Source organism: Propioniciclava soli, assembly GCF_038502305.1.
Taxonomy (GTDB): Bacteria; Actinomycetota; Actinomycetes; order Propionibacteriales; family Propionibacteriaceae; genus Propioniciclava; species Propioniciclava soli.
This window is the reverse complement of sequence record NZ_CP115965.1, coordinates 151,638-164,586: the sequence shown is the minus strand read 5'-3', so window position 1 is coordinate 164,586 and position 12,949 is coordinate 151,638. Positions and strand designations below refer to the sequence as shown.

Annotated in this window: 11 protein-coding genes and 2 pseudogenes; 8 read left to right on the top strand and 5 right to left on the bottom strand. The window is 70.6% G+C overall.

The features are described 5' to 3' along the window. The first annotated feature begins 271 nt into the window (after nt 1-271). The 3 genes from PCC79_RS00725 (at nt 272) to PCC79_RS00715 (ending at nt 2,409) form a co-directional block, all read left to right on the top strand. A complete protein-coding gene (locus tag PCC79_RS00725; RefSeq protein WP_342372713.1) occupies nt 272-610 on the top strand; it encodes a hypothetical protein in 339 nt (112 codons plus the stop codon). Further along, nucleotides 604-999 (top strand): hypothetical protein, encoded by a 396-nt coding sequence (locus PCC79_RS00720; RefSeq protein WP_232550252.1) that lies wholly within the window; start codon nt 604-606, stop codon nt 997-999. The genes PCC79_RS00725 and PCC79_RS00720 overlap by 7 nt, the downstream gene beginning before the upstream one ends. Nucleotides 1,000-1,077: 78 nt before the next feature. Beyond that, complete coding sequence (locus PCC79_RS00715) at nt 1,078-2,409, top strand: ISL3 family transposase (protein ID WP_342372712.1); 1,332 nt, start codon at nt 1,078-1,080, stop codon at nt 2,407-2,409. 1,106 nt (nt 2,410-3,515) lie between these two features. Here the strand turns inward: PCC79_RS00715 and PCC79_RS00710 are convergent. Beyond that, nucleotides 3,516-3,686 (bottom strand): hypothetical protein, encoded by a 171-nt coding sequence (locus tag PCC79_RS00710; protein WP_232549360.1) that lies wholly within the window; start codon nt 3,684-3,686, stop codon nt 3,516-3,518. Here PCC79_RS00710 and PCC79_RS17360 point away from each other — a divergent pair. From PCC79_RS17360 to PCC79_RS00700, 3 genes and pseudogenes are all read left to right on the top strand, one after another. Beyond that, a pseudogene (locus tag PCC79_RS17360) lies at nt 3,646-3,933 on the top strand (immunoglobulin-like domain-containing protein); the annotation flags it as partial. The gene PCC79_RS00710 and the pseudogene PCC79_RS17360 overlap by 41 nt on opposite strands. Nucleotides 3,934-3,994: 61 nt before the next feature. Then, nucleotides 3,995-4,204: pseudogene (locus tag PCC79_RS00705) on the top strand (Ig-like domain-containing protein); the annotation flags it as partial. A gap of 27 nt (nt 4,205-4,231) precedes the next feature. Beyond that, nucleotides 4,232-4,642, top strand: a complete 411-nt coding sequence (locus tag PCC79_RS00700; protein WP_232549358.1) for a sortase — start codon at nt 4,232-4,234, stop codon at nt 4,640-4,642. Here PCC79_RS00700 and PCC79_RS00695 read toward each other — a convergent pair. After that, nucleotides 4,639-5,934, bottom strand: coding sequence for a glycosyltransferase 87 family protein (locus tag PCC79_RS00695; RefSeq protein ID WP_232549357.1), 1,296 nt, complete (start codon nt 5,932-5,934; stop codon nt 4,639-4,641). The genes PCC79_RS00700 and PCC79_RS00695 overlap by 4 nt on opposite strands. A gap of 56 nt (nt 5,935-5,990) precedes the next feature. On the opposite strand from PCC79_RS00695, the gene PCC79_RS00690 reads away from it, so the two are divergent. Continuing rightward, complete coding sequence (locus tag PCC79_RS00690; RefSeq protein WP_232549356.1) at nt 5,991-7,415, top strand: protealysin inhibitor emfourin; 1,425 nt, start codon at nt 5,991-5,993, stop codon at nt 7,413-7,415. Between the two features lie 17 nt (nt 7,416-7,432). Here the strand turns inward: PCC79_RS00690 and PCC79_RS00685 are convergent, their stop codons facing one another. Genes PCC79_RS00685 through PCC79_RS00675 form a run of 3 tightly spaced genes read right to left on the bottom strand, consistent with a single transcriptional unit; the run spans nt 7,433 to nt 11,389 of the window. Continuing rightward, nucleotides 7,433-9,658, bottom strand: coding sequence for a glycoside hydrolase family 3 N-terminal domain-containing protein (locus PCC79_RS00685; RefSeq protein ID WP_232549355.1), 2,226 nt, complete (start codon nt 9,656-9,658; stop codon nt 7,433-7,435). 40 nt (nt 9,659-9,698) lie between these two features. Continuing rightward, on the bottom strand, nt 9,699-10,952 hold the full coding sequence (glsA, locus tag PCC79_RS00680; RefSeq protein WP_342372711.1) for a glutaminase A: 1,254 nt from the start codon (nt 10,950-10,952) through the stop codon (nt 9,699-9,701). Between the two features lie 23 nt (nt 10,953-10,975). Further along, on the bottom strand, nt 10,976-11,389 hold the full coding sequence (locus PCC79_RS00675; RefSeq protein ID WP_232549353.1) for a pilus assembly protein CpaE: 414 nt from the start codon (nt 11,387-11,389) through the stop codon (nt 10,976-10,978). 182 nt (nt 11,390-11,571) lie between these two features. Here PCC79_RS00675 and PCC79_RS00670 point away from each other — a divergent pair, with 182 nt between their 5' ends. Continuing rightward, nucleotides 11,572-12,891: an extracellular solute-binding protein gene (locus PCC79_RS00670; RefSeq protein ID WP_342372710.1), complete on the top strand. Its 1,320-nt coding sequence runs from the start codon at nt 11,572-11,574 to the stop codon at nt 12,889-12,891. Nucleotides 12,892-12,949: the final 58 nt, after the last annotated feature.

The window sequence follows — 12,949 nt, the reverse complement described above, 5'->3', positions numbered from 1 at the left end:
GCCGAGGCGACTACGCCGACAGGGGAGCCGCGATAAGGGAACGCCCCGCGAGCCAGCAAGCAGGGGGCACTAAAAGTGCTGCGGGCATCGAGCACTGCCCGCAGATCGGTGCGGATCGGACTCTCATCTGCCCCCTTCCACGAATCTGCAGGCCGGCGGAGGTCGGTAGGCCCTACGCGGTGAAATCGGGTGCAGGTTCGACTCTCGCCCGTCCGTGTTATGGTGCGTGAGCGGGCAACGAGGCCCGCTCAAAAGACAAGGAGCCCCCTCCATGAATCGAACCCTGAAGACCATGATCGCGACGTTTGCCACCCTTTCCTTGACGTTAGGGGTGGGTGTCTCGACGGCGGTGGCGGATGGCAGGTCCCTGCCAGGCGTTACCTGCTCCTCTGCCAGTGCGACCACTAGCTCACGAACCTTGACGGGGAGGAGCTACGTAGTCACTCAATCAGTCCAGGGGTTTGGCGGTTGGTACAGCCAGTCGTGGGATGTGAACTATCTTTCTGGTCCTTTTGTTCAGACGAAGAACTGGGGATTTAGGCAGATCCTTGGTGGTCAGGTTGTGACTCCTTTGAATATCACCATCCATGCGGTGGAAAGCCGATGCTGAGCATCGCGCCGTCCCGCCCTCTCGTGTTCTCGCTGGTGCTCTTCACGCTGATGAGTGGTTGCGCCGGGGCGCCTGGGCCGGGAACCGAGCCGATGACTGCTCCGGCTCGTACCGAGAGGTTGGAGTTGGCGAAGGAGTGCTTGGCTGAGCGCGGGTGGACCGTTTCGATCGCCGATGGGGGTATTGCTTCTGGTCTGATCCCTGATGGTCAGATTGAGAAGTACCAGGCTGCGGTGGAGGAGTGTTTCTCGTCGCTTCCGCCGGGAGCGGGGTTTGATGACATGCCGGAGCGGGAGCGCCGGGACAGCTATGAGTTCTTCGTCCAGACGCGGGAGTGTTTGGTGAACGGCGGGGTTGATGGCTCTTCCCAATCGAGGGTGGGTGGGTGACGGCGCGGGCTGAGCGTTGAGGAGCCTTGTCGCCGCGAGGATGTGGGTGTCGAATCCCATCCAGCAACAACAAGGCCCATGTCTGACGCTACCTCAACGACGCCCGCCTGCCCGCCGGTCACCAGCCCGGATCTGACCACCTTCGCTCGGGTTGACGCCCTCGGGCTGCGGGTCGACGCCCAGCAGATCTGGCCGGACAAGGCGATCCTGTTCTGCTCGCTCGTCACCGTCGATGACCGATGTCCCCGCTGCGGCGCTGGGGGCCGGGTGCACGACCAGGTGCTACGCCGGTTCACCCACCTGCCCGTGGGCCGACGGCCGACGTGGCTGTCGGTCCGGGTGCCCCGGTTCCGCTGCGATGGGTGTGGGCGGGTGTGGCGGCATTCGCTGAAGACGGTGGCCCGACCGCGGTCGAAGCTGACCAGGGCCGCGGACTGGTGGGCCCTGTGCCAAGTCGTGCTCGATCACACCCCGATCAGCGGTGTCGCCGCCGTGCTGGGCATCAGCTGGGACACCGCCCACATGGCCGTGACCGACGTCGGGACCCAGCTCCTCATCGACCACCCGGGACGGCTCGACGACGTCGAGGTCGTCGGCGTCGACGAGCACGCTTGGCGACACACCCGCAAGGGCGACAAGTACGTGACCGTGATCATCGACCTCACCCCGATCCGGGACGACACCGGCCCCGCCCGGCTGCTGGACCTGGTCGAGGGTCGCTCGAAGAAGGCGTTCAAGACCTGGCTGGAGGCTCAGACCGACCAGTTCCGGGCCCGGGTCGCCATCGTGGCGATGGACGGCTTCACCGGCTTCAAGACCGCCGCCGCCGAAGCCGTCCCCGACGCCACCGCCGTGATGGACCCCTTCCACGTGGTCGCGTTGGCCGGCGACAAGCTGAACGCCACCCGACAACGCGTCCAACGTGAACTCACCGGCGGCCGCGGCCGAGCCGATGATCCGCTCTACAAGGCCCGACGTACCCTGCGCACCGGCCGGGCGCTACTCACCGACAAGCAGAAGGCCCGCCTGTCAGCACTGTGGGCCATCGATGAAGCAGTCCCCCTCGAGGTCACCTGGCTGACCTACCAAGACATCATCGACGCCTACCGACACCCCGACGCCGACGTCGGGAAGAAGCTGCTCACCTCGGTGATCGACCGGATCAAGACCGCTGTCCCGGCCGGGCTGGAAGAGCTCGCGCAACTCGGCAGGACACTCGAAAAGCGACGCGACGACATCCTGGCGTGGTTCGACCACCCCGGCTCCAGCAACGGACCCACCGAAGCCATCAACGGCCGGCTCGAACACCTCCGCGGCATCGCGCTCGGCTTCCGCAACCTCGTCAACTACCGGCTCAGATCACTCCTCGAAGCAGGCGGATTCCGACCCCTCATCCACTCTCTTTCGTGAAGAGGCGAGAATCCACTCCCACTGTGAATCACCATCACCACAGAAGTCCTGCAACATTGCCAACGGCGGCTGCAACAAGGTTCGCCAACCCTGCGCACTACGCCTAAAATCTCGCCTCAACAGGCCTGTCACCGGTGAGCGTCTCACCGCTCGCGAGCTCATCATTCATTACCAAGGAGATTCTCCATGCGGCTGCGCAACGCCCTCGGCGTCGTGCTCGCCGTGCTCCTGTGCGTCGGGTTGGTGACGGGCGTCGTTGCGCCGGCGGCGGCGTCCGAGTTGGACAACCGCCCCACGGTGACCTACCCCTCCAGCGACACGCTCACGCTGATGGACGGCACCGGGATGACCATTCCCTCGGGCGGCACGAACTACGCGCACTTCAGCGGCAACACCCTCGTGATCGCCGACAACACGGCGGCAGGCAAAGGGTTCGCCTCGGTGAACCAGCCGGTGGACCTGGCCATCAACGACCTCGCATTCACCTACCAGCTCACCACGGCCGGTTGGTACTCGACCGCGTCCGGCAACGACTACGGCTCGGCGTTCATCCTGTTCAACGACCCGACGTTCGCGCCCCACATCGACAACGACTACGACATGCTCGCGATCTACAAGAACCGGTCCAACACGTCGGCGGACACCCGCGCCGTCGCCAACTCCCTCGCCGTCGAGTTCGACAACTACGTGAGCGAGAACTCGGCCGACTCCGCGATCGCTTCGAACACGGGGAGTCACATCGCGATCACCCACCCCGGGGAGAGCGTCACGGCGCCGGTGCAGCACTACGCCCTCTCCCAGCTCACGACGCCGTACTCCAACAACGCCACCAACACGGCGCGCATCACCTGGATCCTCACCGATCCCGGCCCGACCGACGCCCTGACCGACAACGTCTACACCTACGCCTACAGCTACTACCAAGGCGCGACGAGCGCTGCCGGCTCCCCCACCCACACGGGTAGCAAGACCTACACCTACGCCCAGATGATGGCCGTGTTCGGCGGGACGAGCACGGTGCAGATGGCGATGTCCGGCAGCACGGCCTGGATCATCAACCGCCGCCAGACCCTGAGCTTCCCGGCCGTGTACCCCTACACCACCACTTACCTGTCGACGCGGGCGGACGGCACGCGCACCACCACGCCGGTGCGGGTCCTCACCGCCGACAGCGGCTCGCTGCCCGCCGGACCCGCCGACGTCGGCCCCCTCCCGGCCGCGCCGACCGGGTACGAGGTGGTTGCCGGCCAGTCCACCGACGTGACGATCTCGGCCACGGCGACCAACGCCTACACCTACTACTACCGCGACCTCGCCCCCACCATCAGCGGGGCGACCGCCGCCACGGTCGAGGCCGGGGCCGCCTTCGATCCGCGGGCCGGGGTGACTGCCACCGACGGGGTCGACGGGACCCTCACCGCGGCCATGACGGTCAGCGGCACCGTCGACGCCGCGACGCCCGGCAGCTACACCCTGACCTACACGGTCACCGACTCGATCGGCAACACCACCACCGTCACCCGCGTCGTCACCGTCGTCGACACCACCCCGCCCGAGATGGTCGACGTGGCCCCCCGTTGCCGAGACGGCGACGACGGTCACCGGCACCGCGGAGCCGGGGGCGTCCATCACCGTGACGCTCCGCGATGGCACCACGCTGACCACCACCGCCGGTTCCGACGGCGCCTGGTCGGTGACCACCCCGGCACCGCTCATGGGCGGCACCACGGTGACCGTCACCGCCACCGACGCCGCAGGCAACACCAGCGACCCGACCGTGGTGGTGATCCGGTGACGCGGTGTACCTCGAGGAGCCCGGCGGGTGCTGAAGTACGTCATGGTCTCTTCCGAGGTGGTGTGGCCGGACCAGACGGACGTGATCGCCCTCGAGCCGGGGCACGACATCCTCACGCTGCTGACCTGCGACCCCCCGCCGGTCAACGACCATCGGCTGCTGGTCCGGGCCGAGCGGTCACCCATCACGGACGCCGAGGTGGCCGCGATCAATCCGGACCTGGTGGCTCCGGACGCGGTGACGGCGGCGGAGGCGTCCGACGTGGCCGGAGGGTTCGCACCGCGCGACCTGTGGTCGGCGGTGCTGACGGCTCGGTGGGGCCCGCTGGCCGGCGCCGTCGGGCTCGGGCTGGCGGTGGTGCTGGTCGTGGCGCTGGCGCGGCGACGGCGTCGCGCCGAGGAGGACGCCGCAGCCGAGGCGGCCGACTCCTCGGCCTAGCCTCGGGCGGTGGCGGCGCGCGCGAGCGCGGCGGTCCAGGCCACGAACCCGACCAGACCCAGGTTGCGAGCGGTGAGCAGGGCCAGGGCGCGGGAGGTGTGATCGTTCACGCTCGTCAGACCGCCGTAGAACACCGGGTAGACGGCGGTGGTCAGCAGGCAGAGCACCAGGAGCGCCACGAGGGTCGCCAGCGAGACGACGCGCCCGTCCACGCCCCGCGCACCGCTCGGCTCGGGTGTCTGGCGTCCGGCCTCGGGCTCGGCACCCCAGGCCGCAGCGCACCAGGCCGCGGCGGGTGCGGCGAGCCAGAGCAGGTACTGCGGGCTGAGCGCCGGCGACGTGATCACGAACGCCCCCACGAACGTCAGGGCCAGCGGGCCGAGCGCGCCGCGCGGCGAGCCGCGCCGCAGCCACCTCGCCAGCAACAGGGCGCACCCCAGGACGGCGAGCGCCGCGGCGACGCCGCCCACCTGCACCCACAGGCCCACGGACGGACCCTCCACCTCGAAGGCGCGGAAGTCGGAGTACCACACGCGGTGGTCGGTTCCGCTCGCCCACACCCGCATCGGCCAGGTGGCCAGCACCGACTCGATCTGCAGGCCGCGTTCACCCTGGTACCCCAGCGGTGAGACCAGCCGATCCCAGCCCCCGGCCAGGAGGCTCCCGGCCGCCAGGAGCACCCCGGTGCCGACGAACCAGGCGAACGCCCGGGCGCGTCGTCCGCGGGCGGCCAGGGCGACGAGCGGGGCCAGCACGACCGGCCACAGTTTCAGCCCCGTGCCCAACCCGACCAGCACCGACGCCGCGGCGGAGCGCCCCTGCCATGCGTACAGCACGGCGGCGCCGGCGGCCACCGCGGGCAGCATGTCGAGGCGCAACAGCGCGACCTGCCCGAGCACGGTGGTGAGGGCCACCCAACCGAGCACGCCGACGGGGCCCGTGCGGCGTCCGAGCAGAGCCGCGAACGCGGCGTCCGCGAGCGAGGTCAGGGCGACGATCACGGCGCGGTAGCCGTCGTAGTCGGTCACCCCGAGCGCCCAGGGGGCGAGGAGCAGCAGGCCTGCGGGGGTGGGGTACTCGGTGAGCACACCGCGCACGCCCGTGCCGGAGGTGAAGGCGTCCTGCGCGGCGAGGAAGTAGTAGTAGGTGTCGCCGTACTCGCCGGGCACGACCACCCAGGCCCAGACCGACACCAGCTTCAGCGCCAGCCAGGCGACCGCGACGGCAGCCACCGTGGCCCACGCCGTGGCGGGGTCGCGGCCCCAACGGACCAGGGGTGAGGGGCGCGGCACGCGTCCATGATGGCAGCACCTCCGGAATTGTCGGAGCCCGGGGGCAGACTGGTGCCATGACTCGCCCCCCGGCCCCCACCCGGCACGTCCACCCCGTGCGCCCGCGCTGCACGATCGTGCCCCCGTTCATCCTCGCCCGCCTCGCCGAGACCGCACCCGAGCCCGTCGCCGAGGGTGCGCGCACCACGCTGCAGCTCGACGAAGGGCTGTTCCGCCGGCGCCGGGGCGTAGCGCCGTCGGAGGACTCGTCGGAGCGCCCTGCCATGGACGACGGAACGGGTCCGAACCGCAGCGTCCACGACGCGCAGAACGCCACCCGGCTGCCGGGCGTCCTGGTGCGCGCCGAGGGTGCCGAGCCGACGGGCGACGTGGCCGTCGACGAGGCCTACGACGGCCTGGGCGCCACCTGGCGGTTGCTGCACGACGCGCTGGGTCGCGACTCCCTCGACGACAACGGGCTGGGGCTCGCCGCCAGCGTCCACTACGGCCGCAACTACCTCAATGCGTTCTGGAACGGCAGCCAGATGGTGTTCGGCGACGGCGACGGCCGGTTGTTCAACCGGTTCACGGCAAGCCTCGACGTCATCGCCCACGAGCTGGCCCACGGCCTCACCGAGTACACCGCCGGGCTCAACTACCAGGGCCAGTCCGGCGCGCTGAACGAGCACGTCTCGGACGTGTTCGGCGCCGTCACCCAGCAGTACGCCCTGGATCAGGACGCGGATGTGGCCGACTGGCTGATCGGCGCGGCGCTGCTGGGCCCGGACGTGAACGGGGTGGCGTTGCGTTCGATGGCCGCCCCCGGCACGGCCTACGACGATCCGCAGCTCGGCCGCGACCCCCAACCCGCCACCATGGCCGACTACGTGGACACCACCGACGACTACGGCGGCGTCCACATCAACTCCGGCATCCCCAACAAGGCGTTCCACGCGTTGGCCACCCGGCTCGGCGGGCCTGCCTGGGAGGCTCCGCTGCAGATCTGGTACGACGTGCTCACCGGCGACATCCGCGCCGACTGCACGTTCGCCACCTTCGCGCACCTCACCCTCGCCGCAGCGCGAGCGCGCTTCGGCGCTCGCTCGGTCGAGGCGGACGCCGTCGCCGCGGCCTGGGCGTCGGTGGAGGTGGAACCGGCCCCGGCGCGTCAGCCCACCCGAACGCCGGCCCCGTCGACCGGCTCGGACGCGGACGCCACCACCCGCGTCGTGCTGCGGCGCACCGGGGGCTTCGCCGGGCTGACGCGGACGGCGTCCGTCGAGCTGGGCGACCTGCCGGACGTCGACGCCGAGGCGTGGCGGCTGCTGCTGGCCGAGCAGCGGCTGGAGTCCATGGCCAGCGCGGCGCCGGACGAACGGCCGACGCCAGACTCCTACAGCTACGGCGTCCGCTGCGACGCGCCGGCCACGGACGTGACGCTGCCCGAGCCGGCCGTGCCGCAGGATGTGCGCGAGCTGTTCGACCGCACGCTGGAGGCCTGACGCCCGCCGCCACCAGGTCAGGTGAGGGTGAAGGTCGCCACCTGGTGGGTCTCCTGCCGCGAGCTGGAGCCCACGCGCAGCTCGAACTCCCCGGGCTCGACGATCCGACGACCGTCGGCGGTGACCAGCGTGCAGGCGGCGGCCGGCAGGGCGAGCTCGACCACCTCGGACGCCCCCGGCTCGATGGTGGCCTGCGTGAAGGTCTTGAGCTCGAGGTCGGCCCACGTGACGCTGGTCACCAGGTCGCGGACGTAGACCTGCACGGTCTCGACGGCCGGACGCGTTCCGGTGTTCGTGAGCGTGACGCGGCCGGTGACCACCCCGTCGGCGGGCACCTCGGTGGCGTCCAGCTCGAGGGCGCCGTATTCGATCGTGGTGTAGGACAGGCCCTCGCCGAAGGCGAAGAGCGGATCCTGCGTCAGGTCGGCGTAGCGGTCACCGTGTTGGCCGCGGATCTGGTTGTAGTAGATCGGCAGCTGCCCGGCGTGACGGGCGAACGAGATGGGCAGGCGTCCACGCGGTTCGATCTGGCCGAGCACGAGCTCGGCGATCGCCCGACCGCCGGCCATGCCCGGGTTGAACGCCTCGATGAGCGACCCCTGCAGGGCCGACGGAGGCAGCGTGCTCGGCTTGCCCTGCACCAGGACGACGGTGGTGGGCACCCCGGTGGCGGCGACGGCGTCCAGCAACGCGATCTGCCCACCCTGGAGCTCGAGCGTCGCGGTGGAGCGGCCCTCGCCGGTGAAGGCGACGGTGTCGCCGACCACCACCACGACGTGGTCGGCGGCCTCGGCCACGGCGACGGCCTCGGCGAGCTGGTTTTCAACCACCGGGGCGGCGCTGACCTCGGGCGGCAGCGGCTGGCCGTCCGGGTACGTCCCCTCCCGCGGCGTCAGGACCTGGATGTCGGCCCCGCGGGCATGGGTGACCTGCCAGCCGTCGGGCACCACGGCCTTGAAGCCGTCGAGGACGGTGGAGATCATCGCGCGGGGGTGTCCCTCGGGCATCCAGGGCACCTGGCCGGAGTTGCCCGCCCAGTCGCCCAGCATGTTCTGGGCGTCGTCGGCGAGCGGGCCGATCACCGCGACGGTCTTCGGCGCGTCGGTGGCCAGGGGCAGCGCGCCGTCGTTGCGCAGCAGGACGAGCGAGGCCCGCGCCACCTCGAGGTTCAGCGCGGTGTGCTCGTCGCAGGCGATGACTTCGGCCTGCCGCTCGGGCGAGGGCGGCCGGGGGTCGTCGAACAGCCCGAGGGCGAACTTCAGCCGCAGCACGCGGGCCACCGACGCGTCCAGCGTCTCCTCGCTGACCAGGCCGCGCTCGACGGCCTCCTGCGCGGCCTCGAAGAATTGCGGGGTGGTCATGATGAAGTCGTTGCCGGCCTCGATGGCCTTGACGGCCGCCTCGACGTGATCGGCGCACACCTTCTGCTCCCACACCATGCGGCCGACATTGTCCCAGTCCGTCACCAGCGTGCCGGTGAAGCCCCACTCCCCCTTGAGGACGTCGTTGAGCAGCCAGCCGTTCTGCGTGATCGGGACGCCGTCCATCGACTGGTAGCCCAGCATGAACGTCGCGCACCCCTCGCGCGCCACCCGCTCGAACGGCGGCAGGAACCACGAGCGCAGCTTGCGGCGGCTGAGGTCGGCCTCGGACGCGTCCCGCCCGCCCTGGGTCTCGGAGTAGCCGGCGAAGTGCTTGGCGGTGGCGAGGATCGCCGTCGGGTCGTCGAGCCCGTCGCCCTGGTAGCCGCGCACCATGGCCGAGGCGAGCTCGCCGATGAGGAACGGGTCCTCACCGAACGTCTCGTCCACCCGCCCCCAGCGCAGGTCGCGGCCGATGCAGAGCACGGGCGAGAACGTCCAGTGGATGCCCGTGGCCGCCACCTCGACGGCGGTCGCGCGCGCCACTCGCTCGACCAGGCCGGCGTCCCACGAGCACGCCATCGCGAGCTGGGTGCCGAAGATCGTCGCGCCGGGCCAGAAGGAATGGCCATGGATGCAGTCGTCAGCCGTGAGCAGCGGGATGCGCAGCCGCGTCTGCTGCGTGAGCTCGATCGCGGCCAGCATGTCCTCGGGCGAGGCGTGCAGGATCGAACCGGCGAGCCGGTGGGTGACGATGTCGGTCAGGTCACCGCGGGCGTCCAGGTGGAGCAGCTGACCCACCTTCTCCGGCAGGGTCATCTGGGCGAGGAGGTCGGCGACCCGGCTCTCCACGGTCGGCGTCTGTTCGGGGTCGGGCGTCATTGCTGCTCCTCGGGGGGATTTCGGGCTCACATGGTTGGGCTCAGTTCGATCCTAGGACGCGGGTCTGTGTTGCGTCGCCGGTGTCGACCTCGGCGGTGAGGCCGTGGGGGTCGACCAGATCGACGCGGTGGCCGTCGGCGGTGAGCCGGCGGACGGCCTCGCCGAGCATGCGGCGTCCGACATCGTTCATGGTCGCGACGCGGGAGACGTCCAGCGTGACCGGCGTGCTGCCGGGCACGACCGTGCTGAGCTCGGCGAGCATCCGCTCGGCGCTGGTGAAGTGCAGCGCACCCTGGACGACCGCCCGGTACTGCTCGCCACCGTCGGCGTCGACGACGCCCGCTGCGGAGACGGTGTCCCCGTCCGCCGGGGGTGACATGAGGTGGAGGCCCAGGTCGGCCGACAGGCGCTCGCAGACGGCGACGGCCCGGGTGCTGTTGCCGTGGGCGTCCAGCCGCGGGGAGAACGCGCCGATGCCCGCCTGCCCGGGGAGCGCGCCGAGCACCCCGCCGGAGACGCCGCTCTTGGCGGGGATGCCGACGTCGGTCATCCAGTCGCCGGCCGCGTTGTACATGCCACACGTGGTCATGACGCTGAGCACCTGCCGGCAGATCTGCTCGGAGACGACCTGCTCGCCGGTCAGTGGGTTGCGGCCGGCGCTGGCCAACGTCATGCCCATGACGGCCAGGTCGCGAGTGTCGACGACGAGTGAGCACTGGCGGCTGTACCCCTCGACGACCTCGTGGGGGTCCAGGGTGAAGATCTCCCGCGAGCGCACCAGGTGGGCGAGCGCGAGGTTGCGGTGGGCGTGGTCCAGCTCGGAGGTGAACACCGCCTCGTCCACCTCGAGCCGGCGCCCCGCGAAGGCCGACAGACCGGCGCGGACGCGCTCGAAGCGCTGCGCGGCGTCCAGACGCTCCTCACCCACCAGGGCGTGGACCGTGAGGGCGCCGATGTTGATCATCGGGTTGCGGGGGCGGCCGGACTCCTCCTCCACCGAGATCTCGTTGAACGGATCGCCGGAGGGCTCGACGTCCACCTTGGACTCGACGAACCCGACGCCGTGGTCGCGCAGCGCCAGCGCGTACACGAACGGCTTGGACAGCGACTGGATCGAGAAGCGGGCGCCGGCGTCCCCGGCCGCGTAGACGCGGCCACCGCCGACGCACACGGCCACCGCGAGCTGGTCCGGATCGGCCCGCGCGAGTTCGGGGATGGAGCTGTTGAGCTCCCCGGCGTCCTGCCTGCACGCGGCCAGCACCTCGGCCAGATAGTCGTCGACGGGAACCTGCATGGCCCCACCCTAGGGTTCCATCGTCATGCCGATGTGTGCAGGACGGCCCGGGCGTAGGCGTCCTCGGGGTCGACATCGACGTGACGCGAACCGTCGGTCAGCAGCACCGCGTAGCCGGACGCGGCGCCGTCCGCCCCCGGGAGACGTTCGAGGCGGACGAATCGCTCGGCCAACATCGCGCGGAGCTGGGGTTCGCGAGGCAGCCAGAGCACCTCGTCGGCGGGCAGGGAGTCCAACGCCCACTCGGTGGTGCCGTTGAACTTCACGACGGCACCGGAGGACAGCTCTTCGACCTCGATCGTCATGTCGGCCACGACGAACACGTCGTCGATCTCCTTGCCGGGGATGACGAAGCGATCGCCCGCCGTGGGCGTCCACGCCTCGCCGCGGACCCGGCGGGCGGCGTCCAACCGGTGGGCGAGCTCCAACGCGATCATGCCCCGAGGGTAGTCGGGCCCCGCCCCACCTCGGCGGATAACGATTCGGTCTCATGCGCGTGAACCCTTGACATGAGAGCGCTCCCACGTAACGATCCTCACTGTGAGAGCGCTCTCACCCAGGGAGCCGATCACCCCGACCACCCTGGCCCGGCCGACCGGGCCACGACAAAGGAGTCCACATGCGCACTCGCCTCTTCACCGGCGTGGCCGCGACAGCCGTTGCTGCGCTGGCCCTCACGGCCTGCTCCGGCGGCGGAACCGCGGGCACGACCCCCGCCACCACCGCGGGCAGCGGAACGTCCGGCGAACAGATCACCCTCACGGTGGCCACGTTCAACGAGTTCGGCTACACCGACGAGATGTTCGCCGAGTACGAGGCTGACCACCCCGGCATCACGATCGACCACCAGCGCGCCGGCCAGTCCACCGAGGCCCACGAGAACCTGATGACGCGCCTGGCCGCCGGTGGATCCGGCATAGCCGACATCCAGGCCGTCGACGGTGACTGGCTCGCCGAGCTGAACCCGCTGTCGGACCAGTTCGTCGACCTCTCCTCCCCCGACGTGGAGGGCCGTTGGCTCGACTGGGTCGAGGCCCAGGCGACCACCGAGGACGGCGCCCTCATGGGGTACGCCACCGACATCGGCCCCGAGGCCACCTGCTACCGCCGCGACCTGTTCGAGGCCGCCGGCCTGCCGAGCGACCGCGAGGAGGTGGCGACGCTGCTCGACGGCGACTGGGACCACTACTTCGAGGTCGGCCGCCAGTTCAAGGCCGCGACCCCCGAGGTCGGCTGGTTCGACTCGGCGGGCGCGGTGATGAACGCCCGCGTCCAGCAGCTGCCGAACCCGTACTCCTCGACCACGGGTGAGGAGACGATCATCCCGCTCGGCGAGAACACCCAGATCAAGGAGCTCTACGACAGCACCCTCGCCGCCGCCGTCGACGACGACCTCTCCGCCGGCCTCGGCCAGTGGGGGACGGACTGGATCAACGCCTTCCAGTCGGGCGCCTTCGCCACCATGCAGTGCCCGAGCTGGATGCTCGGCGTCATCGAGGGCAACGCGGCCGGCCAGACCAACTGGGACGTCGCCAGCACCTTCCCCGGCGGCGGCGGCAACTGGGGCGGCTCGTACCTGACCGTGCCGGCCGCCGGCGCCCACACCGCGGAGGCGCAGGAGCTCGCCGCATGGCTGACCGCCCCCGAGCAGCAGCTCAAGGCGTTTGCCGAGGCCGGCACCTTCCCGAGCCAGGTCGAGGCCCAGGAGAGCCCCGAACTCGCCGCGGCGACCAACGAGTTCTTCAACAACGCGCCCACCGGTGAAATCTTCACCGAGCGCGCCGAGGCCGTCGAGTCCCAGCCGTTCAAGGGCGAGCACTACTTCGCCATGAACACCATCGTCGGTGAGGCCATCGGCCGCGTCGACGTGGACGGCACGGCCACCGCCGAGGAGTCCTGGAACCAGGCGGTCTCCGACGCCGACGCCAACATCGGCTGACCCCCCGCGGCGTCCGGCCGGCCCCCCCCCAGCCGGCCGGACGCCGCCCCGCCCGCCC